Raw genomic sequence first — 18,013 nt, 5'->3', positions numbered from 1 at the left:
GCCCCCGGGCGCCCGTGCCTACCCCCTGCGCACCACACGCGGCGAGTTCGCCGTCGTCGACTCGGCGGCGGCGCCGGAGGCGGGTGCGCAGGCGCGGGGTGTCGTCCTGATGCTGCCCGGATTCACCGGCAGCAAGGAGGACTTCAGACTGCTCCACGAGCCGCTCGCACAGCGCGGGTACCGGGTCGTCGCCGTGGACGGGCGCGGCCAGCACGAGTCGGGCGGCCCCCTGGACGACGAGTCCGCCTACGCCCAGCGGGAGCTCGCGCGGGACGTGCTCGCGCAGGCCCAGGCGCTGGGCGGGCCCGTGCACCTCGTGGGGCATTCACTCGGCGGGCAGATCGCCCGCGCGGCCGTGCTGCTCGACCACTCCCCGTTCGTCTCGTTCACCCTGGTCTCGTCCGGCCCGGCGGAGATCTCCGTCTCCCAGCAGCAGCGGGTGAAGCTGCTGCGGGACGCGCTCGCCGTGCTGTCGATGGCGGAGGTGTGGGAGGCCATCCAGGCCATGGGACCGCCGGAGGAGGTCGGCGGGCCCGCCCGCGGCCTCGGCGACCAGGACCAGCTGCGCCGCCGCTGGCTGGGCCACAGCCCCGCCCAGCTCCTGGCGACCGGACGTCAGTTGTGCACCGAGCCGGACCGCGTGGCCGAACTCGCCGCGATCCCACTGCCGTTCCACGTCCTGTCGGGCGCGCACGACGACACCTGGCCGGTGGCGATCCTGGACGACATGGCCCTGCGGCTGGGCGCACACCGCACGGTCATCACCGGAGCCGAGCACTCCCCCAACGCCGACCAGCCGCTCCCGACGGCCCACGCCCTCGCCGACTTCTGGGACGGCCTGGGCCGGATGTAGTCACCTGGCCGACGATGTCAGACCGGTCCCGACGGCTCCGGACCGCTCCCCGCCTAGTACTGCGTCTAGTACTGCGTCCGCAGATGCTCCCAGAAGCCGTCGCGCAGCGCCCGTCTGAGATCCGCCTGGCCGCGCAGCGAGTACTGCAGGAGGCCCTCCGCCTCCACGAGCAGGTCCTGGTCCACGGATCCGGGCAGGTAGGGATGCCCGGGCAGCAGCTCCACCAGCGTGTCCCTGCCGCGTGCCGCCAGCCATTTCGCGGCGATCTGCGCGCCCACGAACCGCACGTCCTCGCGCGTGGGCCGGTTCGCGGTCGTCTCGTAGCCGGGGGAGGTGCGGCGCGAGACGTACGGCTTGAAGAAGTCGAGGTCGAAGGTGCGCTGACTGTCGACCTCCCACAGCAGGGGCTCGGCCTGGTTGCGGCCCTCCGGCGCCTCGATGCCCCAGAGGTGGACCCGGGCGCCGTACCCCTGGGCCGCCTCCACCGCCGAGACCAGGTCCTCGTCGCCGCCGAGCAGGGCCGCGTCGCTGATGGCGCGGTGCCGGGCGAGGGACTCCAGGTCGGAGCGGATGAGTGAGTCGACGCCCTTCTGCTGGTTGTTGGCGTTGAGGTTGCCGAGGCGCACCTTGACGTCCGGCAGTTCCGCGATGGTCTGCTGCTCGGCCGTGTGGATGCGGCGCCGGGCACCGTCGTACCAGTAGACGCGCAGCAGCCGGCTGTCCGCGAAGATCGTGCGGGCCCTGTCGATGAACGCGTCGATCAGGCCCTCGGCGTCCAGGTCGAAGGCGCGGCGGTCCTCGGTGCCGGCGACGAGGCGTCCCGCGGCCGCGTACAGATACCCGGCATCGACGAAGATCGCGTGGGTCGAGGGCGTCTTCGCCACCTCGGCGAGCATGCGCTGGAGCAGCTCGTTGGTGCGGTCGATGCGGGTGTGGAGGGCCGCGAGGTCGTCGTTCATCAGGCCCATTGTCCCGGCGGTCACGCTGCGAACACAACTGGTCCCGGTCGGTCCCGTAACGACACTCTTACGAGTCAGTAATTAGCCGTTCGAAAAATTTCCTTAGCGTAGGGAATGTTTGACCCCGCCGTCCCTGTTGACCCATACGGAACACCAGGCACGGACCTGGTGGGCCGCACACCCAAGTAGTTCTCCTCAGGAGGATGACCAGACGAAGGGAGAAGCCCTTGCGCTTCGAAATCATGCGACTCGACGACGTCGACGGCACACCTGTGGACTCGACCGTTGTGGACGCCGCCTCCGTCAACCGAATCGTTCAGCAGGCGGCCGCCATAGGGCAGCGCCTCTGGATCCGCCCGGCCGAGACCACCGCCTCATAACGCGCGCAGCTCTCCCACACTTCGCAGCCCCCGCCCGGCATCGGCCGTGCGGGGGCTCCGCTGTTGCGGACGTCCCTGGTCGGGGGCGTACTGGCTGAGGGGGCAGCGAACCAGAACAGGACGGTGGAGCATGCCGGTGACGGACCGGTCGCACAAGGAACTGCACCAACAGGCCGCCGACGAGGCCGCGCGGCGCTATCAGGACTCGGCCGCGGAACGCGAGCGGGTCGAGGGCCGGATGGCTGCCGGCGTACGGTTCCCGGACTCCCCGGACGCGCTGGCGGTGCGCGCGGACCGGATCCTCGACCGGGGCGGCCTGTCGCCCTCGGCGGTGGTGGCGGACATCCACCGCGAGGCCATGGACCTGCCAAACGCCAACGAGCGGATCATCGACCTGTCCAACGAGCTCCAGGCCTGGAGCTTCCTGCCGCGGGGGGTCAGGGCCGGGGCCACGGTCGCCCGGATCACCCTGCGGCGCGACGGCCGGGAGCTGCCGCACGGCACCGGCTTCCTGGTCTCGCCGCGGCTGCTGATGACCAACCACCACGTCCTGCCAGACGAGGCCTTCGCCCGCACCTGCTTCGCCGAGTTCAACGCACAGGTCACGGCCGACAACCTGCCCGACACCGTCGTCCGGATGGAGCTCGACCCCGGGACGTTCTTCGCCGCGGACCGGCGGCTCGACTTCGCCCTGGTGGCGGTGAAGCCCGCCCAGGACGGCCCCGCCCCGGGTGAGACCTTCGGCTGGAACCGGCTGAGCGTGCAGATGGGCAAGCTGGTGCTCGGTGAGAAGGTGAACATCATCGGCCACCCCTCGGGGCGGCTGAAGGAGATCGCGCTGCGGGACAACGCGGTGCTGGTCCGCCTGGACGACTTCGTCCACTACACGACCGACACCGAACCGGGGAACTCCGGCTCCCCCGTCTTCAACGACCAGTGGGAGGTCGTGGCGCTGCACCACAGCGGCGTGCCGAAGAAGGACGACCAGGGCCGCGTCCTGCGCAAGGACGGCCGGGCCTGGCAGCAGGGCGACGGCGACGACGCCATCGAGTGGGTCGCCAACGAGGGCGTCCGGATCAGCTCGATCCTGAAGCACCTGGCCGGGCTGGACCTCGACCCGGCTCGGCGTGCCCTGCTGGCCGAGATGGGCCCGGACACCGGCCTGGACCAGGCCATGAGCGCCGCACAGGCCGCCCCCGCGGCCCAGCCCGAGCGAACGAACGCGGCACCGGGCGCGGTCCCGGGCGTCACCACCCCGCCGGTCCCCGGAGTGCCGGTGACGGTCCCCATCACCGAGAGCGAGACCGGGACCCAGCGGCCCAGGGTCGGGCTCCGGGCCCGCAGCACCGCCTTCGGCGGCCGTCAGCACCTGGTCTTCCTGCACGGCCGGGACCAGCAGGAGAAGTACCCCGACGAACTCCGCCTGTCCTGGACGGCCGGCCTGAACCGCGGACTCACCCTCGCGTCCATGCCCACGCTCGACCCCGAGGACGTGTGGTTCCCGTTCTACGGCACGAGACTGCACAACCTCGTGAGTGGCAGGGAGAGCACGGCGGAGCCCATCGGCCTCGACCGGGTGAGCGCCGCCACGGCGGCCGAGGTGTTCGCCGCCGAGTCACCGACGGGTTCCTACGAGCGGCTGCTCTACGAGGCGGCCGCCCGGGCAGGCATGCCCCAGAACGGGCCGGCGACCACCGAGGGGTTCGGTTCGGGCCTGGTCGGGGGGGCGCTGCACCGGCCGCTGAGCTGGCTGGCCGCCCGGTCCGACCTGGACGAGTGGACCATCGCCACGTTCCTGCGGGACGTCGACCTGTATCTCGGTGACAGCGCCGTGCGAGAGGCGGTGCTGGACTGCGTCATGGAGACGATGCCGACCAGCGGCGAGCTGGTGCTGGTCACGCACAGCCTGGGCACGGTCGTGGGCATGGACCTCCTGAACCGGCTCCCGGACGGCCTCGACCCCATCCTGCTGGTCACCGCCGGCAGCCCGCTCGGCCTGGACGGCGTCAACGAACGTCTCCTCACCCGAGGCCCGCACCAGCCGCCCCGGGTGCGTGACTGGGTGAACGTCTGGTGCCCCACCGACGCCGTGGCCATCGGCTGCCCCCTGGAGGACGAGCGCTGGGGAAAGCTCACCCAGCTGGCGGTCCCCAACGGCCGCGACCGCGCGCACAAGATCGAGGAGTACCTCGGCCACCGCAATGCCGCCCAGGAGATCCGGGGCGTCCTGAGGCCCTGACGGAGATCGTCAGCTCCCCTGGATCACCTGTGTGACACCGTTGATGATCTGCTGCACGGCGATCGCGGAGAGCATCATGCCGGCGAGGCGGGTCACCAGGACCACACCGCCGTCCTTGATGATCCGGATGATCACCAGCGAGTAGCGCATCACCATCCACAGCACGACGTGGATGGCGAGGATCGCCGCCCACACAGACAGCTGCGTGGCGACGCTGTGGGCCTTCTGCACGGCGAGGATGACCGACACGATCGCCCCGGGTCCGGCCAGCAGAGGCATGCCCAGCGGTACGAGGGCGACGTTCACGTCCTTGGTCTGCTTCGGCTCGTCGGTCTTCCCGGTGAGCAGATCCAGCGCGATCAGCAGAAGCAGCAGACCGCCCGCGATCATCAGCGCGGGCACGGACACGTGCAGATAGTTGAGGATCTGGTGCCCGAGGAGCCCGAACACGGTGATCACACCACCGGCGACACAGACGGCCTGGAAGGCCATCCGCTTCTGCACCTTGCCGGGCCGGCCGGCGGTGAGCGCGAGGAAGATCGGCGTGATCCCGGGGGGATCCATGATGACGAAGAGGGTCAGGAACAGGGAGCCGAAGACGGCGAGGTCGAACATGAGTGAGCCTTGCGCAGGGGGCCGCCGCCGCGGGCAGGCGTCGCGCAGGGCGGAACGCCTGGGCGCAGCGGGCAGCGCCGGGTGAGAGATGAGGGAAACGGTCCTGGAGCGGACCTACGACGGACCTACGGGAGCGATGTCAGACGGCTCCGCCGGCCCCCGGCACGGGAAACGCCCCGAAGGCCCGCCGGGTGATCTCCCCGTAGACCTCGGGATCGGTCGTGTACTCCCCGAGCACGCACGTCTTGCGACTGCCGTGGTAGTCCGACGACCCGGTCACGAGGAGCCCGAGCTCCTTGGCCAGCCCCCTCAGCCGCGCCCTGGTGTCCGCGTCGTGGTCCATGTGGTCGACCTCGAGGCCGTCCAGTCCGGCCGCCGCCATCTCGGCGATGGCGTCCTCCGGCACCGTGAGCCCCCGCTTGCTCGCCCCGGGGTGCGCGAACACCGCGACCCCGCCGGCGGCCTTGATCAGCCGGATCGCCTCGAAGGGGTCGGTCTCGTGCTTCTCCACGAAGACCCGGCCTCCGTCGGCGAGCCAGTCCCGCGTGAAGGCGTCGTTCACGGTGGGCACGACGCCCAGCTCGACGAGCGCGCTCGCCACGTGCGGACGTCCGACGGACCCCTCACCGGCGATCCGCGCCACCTGCTCCCACGTCACCGGCACGCCCAGCTCCTGGAGCTTGGCGATCATCCCCTGGGCGCGTGGCACCCGGTCGTCCCGGACCAGCTCCCGCTCGGCGAGCAGCGCCGGCTCCTCGGCGTCGAAGAGGTAGGCCAGCATGTGCATGCTGATGCCGTCGATCCGGCAGGAGAGCTCGGCCCCGGTGACCAGCGTGACGCCGTCGGGCAGCGCGGCGATGGCCTCGGCATGCCCGCGGGTGGTGTCGTGATCGGTGAGCGCCACGACGTCCAGGCCGGTCACGGCGGCCTTGCGCACCAGCTCGGCGGGCGAGTCCGTACCGTCGGAAGCGGTGGAGTGGGTGTGCAGATCGATACGCACGACACGAGCTCCAGACACAAACGGCACGAACAGGGCTGCTCAAGGATAACCGCATTTTTGACGCCCGATGTCATACCTGAACGCGTCCAGCGCCCCCTACACCTGCGGTCCCGAAGGGCGCGGGGAAACTGCGCGACCAGCCACGGCGAATCCGCGGCCGCCGACGCACCCGAACGGCCACCCCCGGTAGGCATTACGGCTGAAGCACCACCGCGGTAGGCATGACGGCTGAAGCACCACCCCGGTAGGCATTACGGCTGAAGCAAGCGCGGCGACAACGCTCCGCACGGCACCAGCTCCACCTCCGCCCCCGCCTCCCGGAGATCCGCCAGCACCAGTTCGTCGTACATCAGCAGCCCGGACTGCTCGGGCCAGACCACGGCCCACAGCCACATCCCCAGCGCCTCCCCCGCGAACACCGCCCGGTCGTCCGGCGCCCCGGCCACATGCCACAGCGGCGTGGGACGCCCGGCGGCCAGCACCTTCGCCTGGGGCGGCTTCTCGACGTTCATGTGCGGCCCCGGGTCGGGACCGTCCAGGCCTGCGTAGCGCGCCCCGAGGCCGACCCCGAGCTCCTCGGCCACCAGGATCAGTTCACCCATGCCGCCGAGCGGCCCGGGTCCCGTGCAGGCGACGGCGGTCGCACGGCCACCCGTGCGGTCGTCCCCCGCGCAGGCCACCCCGGTGAAGAGCCATCCCACCGGCAACGGCCACGGCATCCACAGCGGCACCCGGGTGCGGTGCACCACGACGTTGAGGGCGTCGACGCTGGGCGGTATCACGGGCTGCACCGGATGAACGGTGCCGTGCACATCGCACTGCCACGAGTCGGAGAAGAGGCCGGGAGCCCTGACCCGGCCACCGCACTTCGGGCAACTGGGTTCGCCCCTCATAGGGCCCCACGGTCCTACCCCCGCCCCGCCGCGTCAAGGACGATCACCCATCCGGACGGAACCCTTCACCACCAACACTAGATGTAACTTGCATTAATTAGCTCAGCTAACTTAGTGTGTGTATATACCAACTATCCACGTCCCGGGAAAGGGAGCAAGCAATGGACCCCTTCGACGCCGGAGCGGGCGGCCTCCTGAAGCAGCCCAAGTCCGTGTGGGCCACCGCCGGGGCATCGGTCGTCGCCTTCATGGGCATCGGGCTCGTCGACCCGATCCTGCCGTCCATCGCCCAGGGGCTGAACGCCACTGCGAGCCAGGTCTCCCTGCTCTTCACCTCGTACTTTCTCATCACCGCCGTCGCGATGCTGGTCACCGGCTTCGTCTCCAGCCGAATCGGCGGGAAGAAGACGCTGCTGCTCGGCCTCGCGTTCGTCGTGGTGTTCGCCGGACTCGCGGGCACCTCCGGATCCGTCGGCGAACTGGTGGGCTTCCGGGCCGGATGGGGCCTCGGCAACGCGCTGTTCGTCTCGACGGCCCTCGCGGTCATCGTCGGCGCGGCGGCCGGCGGCAGCGCCGCGGCGATCCTGCTCTACGAGTCGGCCCTCGGCCTCGGCATGGCCTGCGGTCCGCTGCTGGGCGCCCTGCTCGGCGACGCCAGCTGGCGCTACCCGTTCTTCGGCACGGCGTTCCTGATGGCCGTCGGCTTCCTGTGCATCACCGTGTTCCTGAAGGAGCAGCCGAAGCCGGCCCGCAAGACCTCGCTGCTCGACCCGCTCAAGGCCCTCGGCCACGGCGGCCTCGCCTCCGCGGCGGTCTCGGCGTTCTTCTACAACTACACGTTCTTCACCGTGCTTGCCTTCACGCCGTTCGTGCTGAACATGACCCCGTACAAGTCGGGTGCGGTGTTCTTCGCCTGGGGTGTGCTGCTCGCGGTCTTCTCGGTGATCGTGGCGCCCCGGCTCCAGAAGCGGTTCGGATCGCTGAAGGTGCTCGGCGGTTCGCTGGTGCTGCTCGCGGCCGACGTGCTGGTGCTCGGCTACGGCTCCCACACGACCGCCGTCGTCTGCACGATCCTGTCCGGTGCCTTCATCGGCGTGAACAACACCGTCTACACCGAACTGGCCCTCGGCGTCTCGGACGCGCCCCGGCCGGTGGCGAGCGCGGGCTACAACTTCGTGCGCTGGTTCGCGGCGGCGGCGGCTCCGTACTTCGCGCCGAAGATCGAGGAGTGGACCGACATCCACATCCCGTTCGTGGTGGCGGCGCTCACCGCGGTCGCGGGCGCGGCCGTGGTCGCCGTACGGCGCAAGGCCCTCACTCACCAGGCAGAAGAGCCGGAACCGAAGCACGCGGCCGAGGACGGCGTCACCGTGTTCGCCAACTGAAGCCGCGTGGGCCGGTGTTGGTGAGCTTCCTCACTCCAGCGGGACGGACCTCCGGGACGGATCCCGGAGGTCCGTTCCGTGGTTCAGCCACCGCTCCTGAAGCGCCTGCGCGCCGTGCACCCGCTTCCAGGCGGCCTCGTTCGGGATCATCGGCAGCAGCGGCAGGAAGCGCACGGGGTCGAGGGGCTCGTCGAGCTCCAGGTCCTCCACCAGACCGCCCGGCTCGGCGACCAGGACCGAGGTGAACGGGGCGCCGGGCCACAGCGGCTCACCTACGTCGAGGGAGGCGCCGGGAGCCACGACCAGCCCCTCCACCTGCGGAGACGCGGCGAGCACGGCGAGCGGCCGGAGCACCTTGTCGGTATCGGCGATCCCGGTACGGACCGACAGCACCAGCTCGGCGCGCGGGCCCTTGACCGGGTCGGCGACCACCGACGTGGGGTCCGTCATGGGGTGCGCGGACATGCCGAGCGAGGCGTAGCGGGCGATGCCGCTCTCCTGGAAGCGGAGCACCTCGATGCGGTCCGTGCCGAGGAAGGTGACCGCCGCGCGGGCGTCCGGTTCGCCCAGCGCGGTACGCAACCGGGCTTCGACCAGAGGAAGAACATCTGCCATGTGGCGAGCATAGAACTCGCCAGTAGCGGGCAAAGCAGCACCTTGACAGTTGTGTCGGCTGCTACTCTTGCCCGGTGGTTCGGGGCAACACGCAGAAGCGTCGCGATCAAGCCCCGACGCCGAAGGAACTCCCTTACGAGGGACCGGCCGGAGGAGGTGGGGCTGCAATGGATCGAAGTCGACCGTGCAGTAGCACCACGCTCTTCGCGCCGCCGATGTAGCTGCTTCTGTCTCTGGCTGCCACCTCTCGCACTCGCTTCACCGCGGAAGAGCGCTTCGTTTCGCTTTGCCTGATCTGCCTCAGTAGCTGAATCAGTAACGAAACCGGCCACCGCGACGGTGCGGTGCTCCCCGCTTTGTGGACGTGCCAAACATCCGTAGTCACTACGTCCTCATTCCGGGTGGTTCCACCCGTCGCCGGCGCCGTTCGTTGCACGCCCGCGAAGGAGCCCGCCATGTCGATGATCCGCGACCTGCGCGCAGCAGTCGTCCGTCCGTCCCGTGTGTCGCTGCGCAAGGACGGCGGGACGTACGACGCCACCCGCAGCCCCGCGGCCGCCTCGGCCGTCGTCGACTGCGCCGTCTACCGCGACGGCCGCCGCATCGAGACCGAGACCGCCCTGACCCCGCACGAGGCGGTGCGCCTCGTGCGCCGCGACGGGGGCTTCGTGTGGATCGGCCTGCACGAGCCGACGGAGGCCGAATTCTCCGGCATCGCCAGTGAGTTCGGACTGCACCCGCTGGCCGTGGAGGACGCCGTCCAGGCCCACCAGCGGCCCAAGCTGGAGCGCTACGACGACTCCCTCTTCACGGTCTTCAAGACCATCCACTACGTCGAGCACGACCAGCTCGACGCCAACAGCGAGGTCGTCGAGTCCGGCGAGGTCATGTGCTTCACCGGACGGGATTTCTTCATCACCGTCCGGCACGGCGGGCAGGGCTCCCTGCGGGCTCTGCGGCACCGCCTCCAGGACGACCCCGAGCTGCTCACCAAGGGCCCCTCGGCCGTGCTGCACGCCATCGCGGACCACGTCGTCGACGGGTACATCGCCGTCGCCGACGCGGTGCAGGACGACATCGACGAGGTGGAGACCGAGGTGTTCTCCCCGGGCCGCAAGGGCTCGCCGCGCGGTTCGGACGCCGGCCGGATCTACCAACTCAAGCGCGAGGTGCTGGAGTTCAAGCGGGCCGTGTCGCCCCTGCTGCGGCCCATGCAGCTGCTGAGCGAGCGGCCGATGCGGCTGATCGACCCCGACATCCAGAAGTACTTCCGGGACGTCGCCGACCACCTGGCCCGCGTCCAGGAGCAGGTCCTCGGCTTCGACGAGCTGCTCAACTCCATCCTCCAGGCCAACCTGGCGCAGGCGTCCGTCGCCCAGAACGAGGACATGCGGAAGATCACCTCCTGGGCCGCGATCATCGCCGTGCCGACCATGGTGTGCGGTGTGTACGGCATGAACTTCGACCACATGCCCGAGCTGCACTGGCGCTACGGCTACCCGGTGATCCTCGGCTTCACGGTCGTGGTCTGTCTCGGCATCCACCGCACCCTGAAGCGGAACGGCTGGCTGTGAGCGGCCTGGTTAGGCTGAGCCCCATGACAAGCGAGCTGCTCGACCAGGCCCTCGTCGAGGAGGCCACGAAGAAGTCCGGCCTCGTCTGGGTCCAGGGCCCCGACGGCCCGGCGCGTGCGCTGTGGCACGTGTGGCACGAGGGTGCCGCATGCCTGGTCGGCGACGGGCCGGGCGAGCAGCCGCTGCCGGGTCTTGCCGACGGCGCCGAGGCGACGGTGACGGTCCGCAGCAAGGACAAGGGCGGCCGGCTGGTCACCTGGACGGCGCGGGTCGCCGAGCTCGCACCGGGCTCCGAGGCGTGGGACGCGGCGGTCGCCGAGCTCAAGGGCAAACGGCTGAACGCGCCCGACGGCGAGGCCATGCCCGGGCGCTGGGCCCGCGAGTGCCGGGTGCTGCGCCTGGAACCGACCGGGGCGACGGCCCCGCTGCCCGACGGCTCCCTGTCCGAGCCGCCCCTGCCGTCCCCGGCGCTCACCCGCCGGCCGGTCCCGGCGGGTCTGCCCCGACTGCTGCTGAAGAAGCGCAAACGGGCCTGACGGCCTACGACGCCGGCAGCTGCTTGCCGTAGTCCACCGTCTCGTTCTTCTCCGGCTCCCTGAGGGAGAAGTCCTCGCCCCAGCCGGAGAACGTGAGGGTGCCCGCCCCGCCGGCCCGCTCCAGGCGCAGCGGGTACGGCTTGCCCTCGAGGGAGACCTCCAGGGTGCCGCCGGAGCCCTTGTCGCCGGTGACGCGGATGGTGCGGACGCCCGCCTCCTCGTCGTGGCCGTCCGTCGCGAGCGTCCCGTGCAGAGTCAGCAGACTGTCGAGGAGGAGCCCCTTGTCCGTGAAACCGCTGAACTTCTTGTACGAGGGGTCGCCCTGCGGCACCTTCACGTACTTGCCGCCGAGCTTGGAGGCCGCCGCCGCGTCCCCCTTGCCGCTGTCGCCCTTGCCGTCGCCGTGACTCCAGAACTCGGCGTCCGCCTTGACGTAGAGCTGCTCGCCGATGCGCAGCAGCTTGAAGGTCGCGCCCTCGGAGGTGACCGAGCCGTCGCCGCCGTCGTCCTTCAGCCGCACGTCGAGCGCGTAGGTCCGCCCGCCGCTGACGACGTTGCCGTGCATCCGGACCGCCCCGGCGGACTCGGCGGCCGACCGGGTCTTGCCCTGGATCTTGGCAGCGGGCAGTCTGCCGACCCCGTTGGTGCCCTCGTTCGGATCCTCCGCGCAGCCGGTGAGCACCGTTCCCGTCACGAGCAGCGCGCACATCGCGCTCGCGAGTGCGGCACCGCGGCCACGGTTCTGGCGAATCGGAGTCACAGGTGGGGCTGCCTCTCTGACGGGAGACCTGAACGGCGTACCGCAGGGTACCGGGGTCGTACGGGCAGATCGGAGCCAGTCCGTCCGGACCGCCCGCCGACGCGTCACCGATCGGGACGGGCTAGCCTGAAGCCCACCCGAGCGGGCAATTCGGAAGACACAGGCACAAAGAAAGCCACGCACACAGCCACCACGAACCACCCCGCACGAAAAGGAGCCGCGGCCATGGCAGCGGGCGCCCCCCGGATCTTCGTATCGCACCTCCAAGGTGTCGCCGTCTTCGACCCAGCCGGCGACCAGGTGGGGCGGGTGCGCGATCTGGTCGTCATGCTGCGGGTGGGACAGCGGCCCCCGAGGCTGCTCGGCCTCGTCGTCGAACTCGCCACCCGCCGCCGCATCTTCCTGCCGATGACCCGGGTCACCGCCATCCAGTCCGGCCAGATCATCACCACCGGCGTGCTCAACGTCCGGCGCTTCGAGCAGCGGCCCACCGAGCGGCTGGTCTTCGGGGAGCTGCTGGACCGGCGTGTGACGCTCACCGAGACCGGCGAGGAGGTCACCGTCCTCGACCTGTCGGTGCATCAGCTGCCGGCCCGCCGGGAGTGGGAGATCGACCGGGTCTTCGTCCGCAAGGGCAGGAAGGGCGGTGCCTTCCGGCGGGCCAAGGGCGAGGCGCTGACCGTCGAGTGGACCGCCGTCACCGGGTTCTCCCTGGAGGAGCAGGGGCAGGGCGCCGAGAACCTGCTCGCCACCTTCGAGCAGCTGCGCCCCGCCGACCTGGCCAACGTCCTGCACCACCTCTCCCCCAAGCGCCGGGCCGAGGTCGCCGCCGCCCTCGACGACGACCGGCTCGCCGACGTACTGGAGGAGCTGCCGGAGGACGACCAGATCGAGATCCTCGGCAAGCTGAAGGAGGAGCGCGCCGCCGACGTCCTGGAGGCCATGGACCCGGACGACGCGGCTGACCTGCTGGGCGAGCTGCCCACGGACGAGCAGGAGCGGCTGCTGAGCCTGATGCAGCCCGGCGACGCGGCCGACATGCGGCGCCTGATGTCGTACGAGGACCGCACGGCGGGCGGTCTGATGACCACCGAGCCGATCGTGCTGCGACCGGACGCCACCGTCGCCGACGCCCTCGCCCGCGTCCGCAACGCCGACCTCTCCCCCGCCCTGGCCGCCCAGGTCTACGTCTGCCGGCCCCCGGACGAGACCCCGACCGGCAAGTACCTGGGCACGGTCCACTTCCAGCGCCTGCTGCGCGAACCACCGCCCTCCCTGGTCAGCTCCATTCTGGACAACGACCTCCAGCCGCTCGACCCGGAGGCGGACCTGCCCGCCATCGCCGGCTTCTTCGCCACGTACGACATGGTCGCGGCGCCCGTCGTCGACGAGGCCGGCTCGCTGCTGGGCGCGGTGACCGTGGACGACGTGCTCGACCACATGCTGCCGGAGGACTGGCGGGAGACGGAGTTCCACCTGGACGAGGAGGTGGCCACCGATGGCTCCTGAGCGCGAGAGCCTGCGTGACCGCACGCCGACGGGCGCCACGGCCGCCTCCCGGCCCCGCACCACCCGCCTCGACCAGCCGCTGCCGCCCCGGCGCCGGTTCCTGCCCGAGTACGACCCGGAGGCCTTCGGGCGGCTGTCGGAGCGCATCGCGCGCTTCCTGGGCACCGGGCGGTTCATCGTCTGGATGACGGTCGCCATCATCCTGTGGGTGGCGTGGAACGTCTTCGCGCCGAGCGGCCTGCGCTTCGACGAGTACCCGTTCATCTTCCTGACCCTGATGCTGTCCCTCCAGGCCTCCTACGCCGCCCCGCTGATCCTGCTCGCGCAGAACCGGCAGGACGACCGCGACCGGGTCAACCTGGAGCAGGACCGCAAGCAGAACGAGCGGTCGATCGCGGACACCGAGTACCTGACCCGCGAGATCGCGGCCCTGCGCATCGGCCTGGGCGAGGTCGCCACCCGCGACTGGATCCGCTCGGAGCTGCAGGACACGATCAAGGAGATGGAGGAACGGCAGAACGGCCACCGGCACGACCCCGTCGTATTCCCGGCGGAACGGTCACGGGGACGTGACGCAGACGACCGCTGAGACGCTTTCCTACGCACCGGTACAGCGCCGTACCATCGTCCTATGGCTACGGAAGACGCGGTGCGCGAGGCACTGGCGACGGTGAACGACCCCGAGATCCACAAGCCCATCACCGAGCTCGGGATGGTCAAGTCGGTGGAGATCGGCGCGGACGGGGCGGTCGCGGTCACCGTGTACCTCACGGTCTCGGGCTGCCCGATGCGGGACACCATCACGCAGCGTGTGACCGACGCGGTCTCCGCCGTCGAGGGCGTCACCCGCGTCGACGTCACGCTCGACGTGATGAGCGACGAGCAGCGCAAGGAGCTGGCGTCCGCCCTGCGCGGCGGCCAGACCGAGCGGGAGGTCCCCTTCGCCAAGCCGGGCAGCCTCACCCGCGTCTACGCGGTCGCCTCCGGCAAGGGCGGCGTCGGCAAGTCCTCGGTGACGGTCAACCTGGCGGCGGCCATGGCGGCCGACGGCCTCAAGGTCGGTGTCGTCGACGCCGACATCTACGGCCACTCCGTGCCGCGCATGCTGGGCGCCGACGGCCGCCCCACCCAGGTCGAGAACATGATCATGCCGCCGTCGGCGAACGGCGTGAAGGTCATCTCGATCGGCATGTTCACCCCGGGCAACGCCCCGGTCGTCTGGCGCGGCCCGATGCTCCACCGTGCCCTGCAGCAGTTCCTCGCGGACGTCTACTGGGGCGACCTGGACGTGCTTTTGCTGGACCTGCCGCCCGGCACCGGCGACATCGCGATCTCCGTGGCGCAGCTGGTCCCGAACGCCGAGATCCTGGTCGTGACGACCCCGCAGCAGGCTGCGGCCGAGGTCGCCGAGCGCGCGGGCTCCATCGCCGTCCAGACCCACCAGAAGATCGTCGGCGTGGTCGAGAACATGTCCGGCCTGCCCTGCCCGCACTGCGACGAGATGGTCGACGTCTTCGGCACGGGCGGCGGTCAGACGGTCGCCGACGGCCTCACCCGCACGACCGGCGCGAACGTCCCGGTCCTCGGCAGCATCCCCATCGACGTCCGCCTGCGCGAGGGCGGCGACGACGGCAAGCCGGTCGTCCTGACCGACCCGGACTCCCCGGCGGGCGCGGCCCTGCGCGCGATCGCGGGCAAGCTGGGCGGACGGCAGCGGGGCCTGTCGGGCCTGTCGCTCGGGATCACTCCGAGGAACAAGTTCTAGATCCAGACGCCCTTGGGGCAGTTCCCTCAGGGGCGCGGGGCTGTGTCGATGTGCGGCTCCGCCGCGTGGGCGCGACCAGCCACCGCGTGCCCGTAGCACCCGCCGGCAGGGGCCCTACGGCGATGGGGCGCCGAAAATCCCGGCGCCCCAGGGAACTCACGCGTACGCGGCGATGTCCTTCACCACGGAGAAGCCGAGCCCATACGCACTCATGCCCCGGCCGTACGCCCCGACATGAACCCCCGACGAGGTCGACCCGGCCAGCACCCAGCCGAACTCGGACTCCCGGTAGTGGAACGCCGTCGGCACCCCGTCCACGGGAAGCGACAGCGTCGACCAGTCGTCCCCCTCCAGGTCGTCCGCCAGCACCCACGCCGTCTCGGTCTGCTGCTCCAGCCAGTCGTCCCGCAGCGTGTGGTCCATCTGCCCGGGCCAGGTGAAGGACAGCAGCCCCACGCCCGCGAGCCACGCCGCGGAGGACACCGACGTGGCCTCCAGGAGCCCCGTTCCGTCCGCCGTGCGCCGTGAGGGGTTCGCCGCCACGGTCACGACGACCGCGAACTTCTCCTTGGAATCCTGATCGCCACCGGCCGCGTGCTCGTTGCGCACCGTGGGTTCGTCCCCGTGCCCGATCGACCCGTGTTCCACGGCCCCGTCGGCCGTCGTACCGACCTGCATCAGCCAGCGCGGTCCCGTGAAGGCCTCGTCGAGGCCGTACCACGGGAAGGGCGCACGCAGGTAGCCGTCGACCGTACGCCGGGCGGAGGGGACCTGTTGTCCACCCTCCGCGGCCGGCGTCTGCGCGACTGCCCGACTCGTCGTCTCCATGTGCCCGGACGCCTCCTCGCTCTAGTCGGACCGGAACGGCCCGCCCCCCTTCGGGCGTACTCGTCACGGTCCGCACAACAACTCGGCAGCATAGCCACACCGCTGCGAGCAGCAGGGAAACCGCCCGGCGCGGTGGGCCGCACGGGCGCCCGGTTCAGGCCGTAGACAGCCCGACCGGAGTATGAAACGCGTCACGTGCCCAGGTGCGTACGCCCCTGGGCGCGTCGCTCAGGTGGCGTCCGCGTCGAAGGGTGGCCGGTCGTCCGGGCCGGGTGTCTCCGGCTTCTTCGTCATGTCGATGCGGCCGCCTGACGAACCGGCGGACGACGCGGAGGACGTGTCGGAGTCACGGCTGTGGACGGCGTCGGTGACCTCGGCCATCTCCTTCTTCAGGTCGAAGCCGTTGCGGATCTCCTTGAGCCCCAGGTCCTCGTTGTCCAGCTGCTTGCGGATGAAGGTCTTGGGGTTGAGGTCCTCGAACTCGAAGTCCTTGAACTCCGGGCCGAGTTCCTCCCGGATGTCGTTCTTGGCGCTCTCCGAGAACTCACGGATCTTCCGGATGGTGCGCGTCACGTCCTGGATGACCTTGGGGAGCTTGTCCGGACCGAAGACGAGCACGGCGAGGACGATGAGCGTCACCAGCTCGAGTGGTCCTATGTCATTGAACACCTGAAGCTCCTTGCGATGTCCTCGGTCCTCGGCCCTCGTGGTCGGTGCGGGTCTTGCCGTGGTCCGGGCCGGATCCACGGTACCCGTCGATCCCGTCCGACCGGTACTGTCCCGGGACCTCCGCGTGCGGGAGGTGGGAGCGCTTTCCCGTTTGTTTGCCTTGTCGGCCCCTTGTGGGGCCTATTGAGGCGTGTTGGCGAGCCCCGGGCCTCATGTCTCAGCCACCGGAGGATCCGAGGACGAGCGAGACCTTCCGCTCCTTGCCGCCGCGCTCGACGGTCAGCTCCAGCCGGTCGCCGGGGCGGTGCGCACGGGTCTTGACGATCAGTTCCTCACCGGAGTGCACGCGCAGGCCGTCGACCTCCGTGATGACGTCGCCCGACTTGATCCCGGCCTTGGCGCCCGGGCCGCCCGCGGTGACCGGCGCTCCGCCCTCGCTGCCCTCGGTCGCGACGCGCGCACCGTCACCCGAGTAGTCCATGTCCAGCGTGATGCCGATGACCGGATGGGTCGCCTTCCCGGTGTTGATCAGCTCTTCCGCGACGCGCTTGCCCTGGTTGATGGGTATGGCGAAACCGAGGCCTATCGAACCGGACCGGCTGCTGTCCTGCGCGGAGCCGCTGCCCGCCGAGCGGATCGCCGAGTTGATGCCGATGACCCGGGCCCTGGCGTCGAGCAGGGGCCCGCCGGAGTTGCCGGGGTTGATGGGCGCGTCGGTCTGCAGCGCGTCGACGTACGACACGTCGCTGCCGTCGCCCTTCTCGCCGCCGGCGGTGATGGGCCGCTGCTTGGCGCTGATGATGCCGGAGGTGACCGTACCGGCCAGGTCGAAGGGGGCGCCGATGGCCACGACCGGGTCGCCGACCTGCACGTTGTCCGAGTTGCCGAGGGGCAGCGGGGTGAGTCCGCCGACGCCCTTCACCTTCACGACGGCGAGGTCGTAGCCGCTGTCCCGGCCGACGACCTGGGCCTCGGCGGTCTGCCCGCCGTTGAAGGTCACGGTGATCTCGCCGCCCGAGCCGCCGGGCTGCACGACGTGGTTGTTGGTGAGGATGTGCCCGCGGGTGTCGAGCACGAAGCCGGTGCCCGTGCCCTGCTCGCCGGAGCCGCTGACATGCAGGGTGACCACGCTGGGCAGGGCCCGCCCGGCGATCCCGGCCACGCTGCCCGCGTCCCGCGCGGCGGCCTCTTTCCCGGCCTGCGGCAGCTCGACCGTCCCCACACCCCCGTTCCGCTCCAGATACGTCCCTACGACGCCGCCGAAGCCCCCCGACACGAGCGCGAGCAGCACGGCTCCGAGCACCAGGGACTTCTTGCCGCGCTTGCGCCGCTGCTCCGTGCTGAGCACGGCGGCGCCGTTCTGCTGGAGGGGGCCGTGTCCTCCGGCGGCAGCGGGAGCCGCCCAGGGGTCGTAGCGCTGCCAGGGGTCGGGG

18 protein-coding genes are annotated in these 18,013 nt (G+C 70.7%); 9 read left to right on the top strand and 9 right to left on the bottom strand.

Annotated features, from left to right (window positions below; translation table 11 throughout):
* Nucleotides 1-853 (top strand): alpha/beta fold hydrolase (locus K4G64_RS31115; RefSeq protein WP_260461216.1); only part of this gene is annotated, 853 nt, incomplete at its 5' end.
* Between the two features lie 65 nt (nt 854-918).
* On the opposite strand, the gene K4G64_RS31110 is transcribed toward K4G64_RS31115, so the two are convergent.
* Nucleotides 919-1,812 carry an NYN domain-containing protein gene (locus K4G64_RS31110; protein WP_221759280.1) on the bottom strand — a complete coding sequence of 298 codons (894 nt, stop codon included), beginning with the start codon at nt 1,810-1,812 and terminating at the stop codon, nt 919-921.
* 227 nt (nt 1,813-2,039) lie between these two features.
* Here K4G64_RS31110 and K4G64_RS31105 point away from each other — a divergent pair, with 227 nt between their 5' ends.
* Nucleotides 2,040-2,192 carry a hypothetical protein gene (locus tag K4G64_RS31105; RefSeq protein ID WP_003992775.1) on the top strand — a complete coding sequence of 51 codons (153 nt, stop codon included), beginning with the start codon at nt 2,040-2,042 and terminating at the stop codon, nt 2,190-2,192.
* 130 nt (nt 2,193-2,322) lie between these two features.
* Nucleotides 2,323-4,431, top strand: coding sequence for a serine protease (locus K4G64_RS31100; RefSeq protein ID WP_221759279.1), 2,109 nt, complete (start codon nt 2,323-2,325; stop codon nt 4,429-4,431).
* 9 nt (nt 4,432-4,440) lie between these two features.
* Here the strand turns inward: K4G64_RS31100 and K4G64_RS31095 are convergent, their stop codons facing one another.
* The 3 genes from K4G64_RS31095 to K4G64_RS31085 form a co-directional block, all read right to left on the bottom strand.
* Nucleotides 4,441-5,046, bottom strand: coding sequence for a MarC family protein (locus K4G64_RS31095; protein WP_221759278.1), 606 nt, complete (start codon nt 5,044-5,046; stop codon nt 4,441-4,443).
* A gap of 139 nt (nt 5,047-5,185) precedes the next feature.
* On the bottom strand, nt 5,186-6,046 hold the full coding sequence (locus tag K4G64_RS31090; protein WP_221759277.1) for a PHP domain-containing protein: 861 nt from the start codon (nt 6,044-6,046) through the stop codon (nt 5,186-5,188).
* A gap of 251 nt (nt 6,047-6,297) precedes the next feature.
* A complete protein-coding gene (locus tag K4G64_RS31085; RefSeq protein ID WP_221759276.1) occupies nt 6,298-6,939 on the bottom strand; it encodes a DUF6758 family protein in 642 nt (213 codons plus the stop codon).
* 161 nt (nt 6,940-7,100) lie between these two features.
* On the opposite strand from K4G64_RS31085, the gene K4G64_RS31080 reads away from it, so the two are divergent.
* Nucleotides 7,101-8,324, top strand: coding sequence for an MFS transporter (locus tag K4G64_RS31080; protein WP_221759275.1), 1,224 nt, complete (start codon nt 7,101-7,103; stop codon nt 8,322-8,324).
* A gap of 30 nt (nt 8,325-8,354) precedes the next feature.
* Here the strand turns inward: K4G64_RS31080 and K4G64_RS31075 are convergent, their stop codons facing one another.
* On the bottom strand, nt 8,355-8,939 hold the full coding sequence (locus tag K4G64_RS31075) for a suppressor of fused domain protein (protein ID WP_221759274.1): 585 nt from the start codon (nt 8,937-8,939) through the stop codon (nt 8,355-8,357).
* A gap of 455 nt (nt 8,940-9,394) precedes the next feature.
* Here K4G64_RS31075 and K4G64_RS31070 point away from each other — a divergent pair, with 455 nt between their 5' ends.
* Together K4G64_RS31070 and K4G64_RS31065 are read left to right on the top strand one after the other, a co-directional pair.
* A complete protein-coding gene (locus K4G64_RS31070; protein WP_221759273.1) occupies nt 9,395-10,513 on the top strand; it encodes a magnesium and cobalt transport protein CorA in 1,119 nt (372 codons plus the stop codon).
* Nucleotides 10,514-10,536: 23 nt separating this feature from the next.
* Nucleotides 10,537-11,049, top strand: a complete 513-nt coding sequence (locus tag K4G64_RS31065) for a hypothetical protein (RefSeq protein ID WP_221759272.1) — start codon at nt 10,537-10,539, stop codon at nt 11,047-11,049.
* Between the two features lie 4 nt (nt 11,050-11,053).
* On the opposite strand, the gene K4G64_RS31060 is transcribed toward K4G64_RS31065, so the two are convergent.
* Nucleotides 11,054-11,809, bottom strand: a complete 756-nt coding sequence (locus tag K4G64_RS31060) for a hypothetical protein (protein WP_221759271.1) — start codon at nt 11,807-11,809, stop codon at nt 11,054-11,056.
* Nucleotides 11,810-12,034: 225 nt separating this feature from the next.
* Between K4G64_RS31060 and K4G64_RS31055 the strand changes: the two genes are divergently transcribed.
* From K4G64_RS31055 to K4G64_RS31045, 3 genes are read left to right on the top strand one after another with little or no spacing between them, the layout of a single operon-like run.
* On the top strand, nt 12,035-13,318 hold the full coding sequence (locus K4G64_RS31055; protein WP_221759270.1) for a magnesium transporter MgtE N-terminal domain-containing protein: 1,284 nt from the start codon (nt 12,035-12,037) through the stop codon (nt 13,316-13,318).
* Nucleotides 13,308-13,907, top strand: a complete 600-nt coding sequence (locus tag K4G64_RS31050; protein ID WP_221759269.1) for a DUF1003 domain-containing protein — start codon at nt 13,308-13,310, stop codon at nt 13,905-13,907. The genes K4G64_RS31055 and K4G64_RS31050 overlap by 11 nt, the downstream gene beginning before the upstream one ends.
* A gap of 42 nt (nt 13,908-13,949) precedes the next feature.
* Nucleotides 13,950-15,083 carry an Mrp/NBP35 family ATP-binding protein gene (locus K4G64_RS31045; protein WP_221759268.1) on the top strand — a complete coding sequence of 378 codons (1,134 nt, stop codon included), beginning with the start codon at nt 13,950-13,952 and terminating at the stop codon, nt 15,081-15,083.
* Nucleotides 15,084-15,239: 156 nt separating this feature from the next.
* Here K4G64_RS31045 and K4G64_RS31040 read toward each other — a convergent pair whose 3' ends face one another.
* The 3 genes from K4G64_RS31040 to K4G64_RS31030 all read right to left on the bottom strand — a co-directional run.
* The gene (locus K4G64_RS31040; protein ID WP_221759267.1) at nt 15,240-15,911 is read right to left on the bottom strand and encodes a hypothetical protein; all 672 of its coding nucleotides are present in this window, start codon (nt 15,909-15,911) and stop codon (nt 15,240-15,242) included.
* Between the two features lie 228 nt (nt 15,912-16,139).
* Entirely contained in the window at nt 16,140-16,580 is a 441-nt protein-coding gene (locus tag K4G64_RS31035; protein WP_221759266.1) for a sec-independent translocase, read from the bottom strand.
* A gap of 217 nt (nt 16,581-16,797) precedes the next feature.
* On the bottom strand, nt 16,798-18,013 hold a 1,216-nt coding region (locus K4G64_RS31030), incomplete at its 5' end, for a S1C family serine protease (protein ID WP_221759265.1).

This window comes from Streptomyces sp. WAC04114, from assembly GCF_019733245.1.
GTDB classification, from domain to species: Bacteria; Actinomycetota; Actinomycetes; order Streptomycetales; family Streptomycetaceae; genus Streptomyces; species Streptomyces massasporeus_A.
This window is presented reverse-complemented; position numbering and strand designations above follow the sequence as displayed.

Coding starts and splice junctions, on each gene's coding strand:
- K4G64_RS31110 (WP_221759280.1), bottom strand. CDS start 1,812: ATGAACGACGACCTCGCGGCCCTCCACACCCGCATCGACCGCACCAAC.
- K4G64_RS31100 (WP_221759279.1), top strand. CDS start 2,323: ATGCCGGTGACGGACCGGTCGCACAAGGAACTGCACCAACAGGCCGCC.
- K4G64_RS31095 (WP_221759278.1), bottom strand. CDS start 5,046: ATGTTCGACCTCGCCGTCTTCGGCTCCCTGTTCCTGACCCTCTTCGTC.
- K4G64_RS31085 (WP_221759276.1), bottom strand. CDS start 6,939: ATGAGGGGCGAACCCAGTTGCCCGAAGTGCGGTGGCCGGGTCAGGGCT.
- K4G64_RS31080 (WP_221759275.1), top strand. CDS start 7,101: ATGGACCCCTTCGACGCCGGAGCGGGCGGCCTCCTGAAGCAGCCCAAG.
- K4G64_RS31075 (WP_221759274.1), bottom strand. CDS start 8,939: ATGGCAGATGTTCTTCCTCTGGTCGAAGCCCGGTTGCGTACCGCGCTG.
- K4G64_RS31070 (WP_221759273.1), top strand. CDS start 9,395: ATGTCGATGATCCGCGACCTGCGCGCAGCAGTCGTCCGTCCGTCCCGT.
- K4G64_RS31065 (WP_221759272.1), top strand. CDS start 10,537: ATGACAAGCGAGCTGCTCGACCAGGCCCTCGTCGAGGAGGCCACGAAG.
- K4G64_RS31055 (WP_221759270.1), top strand. CDS start 12,035: ATGGCAGCGGGCGCCCCCCGGATCTTCGTATCGCACCTCCAAGGTGTC.
- K4G64_RS31050 (WP_221759269.1), top strand. CDS start 13,308: ATGGCTCCTGAGCGCGAGAGCCTGCGTGACCGCACGCCGACGGGCGCC.
- K4G64_RS31045 (WP_221759268.1), top strand. CDS start 13,950: ATGGCTACGGAAGACGCGGTGCGCGAGGCACTGGCGACGGTGAACGAC.
- K4G64_RS31040 (WP_221759267.1), bottom strand. CDS start 15,911: ATGGAGACGACGAGTCGGGCAGTCGCGCAGACGCCGGCCGCGGAGGGT.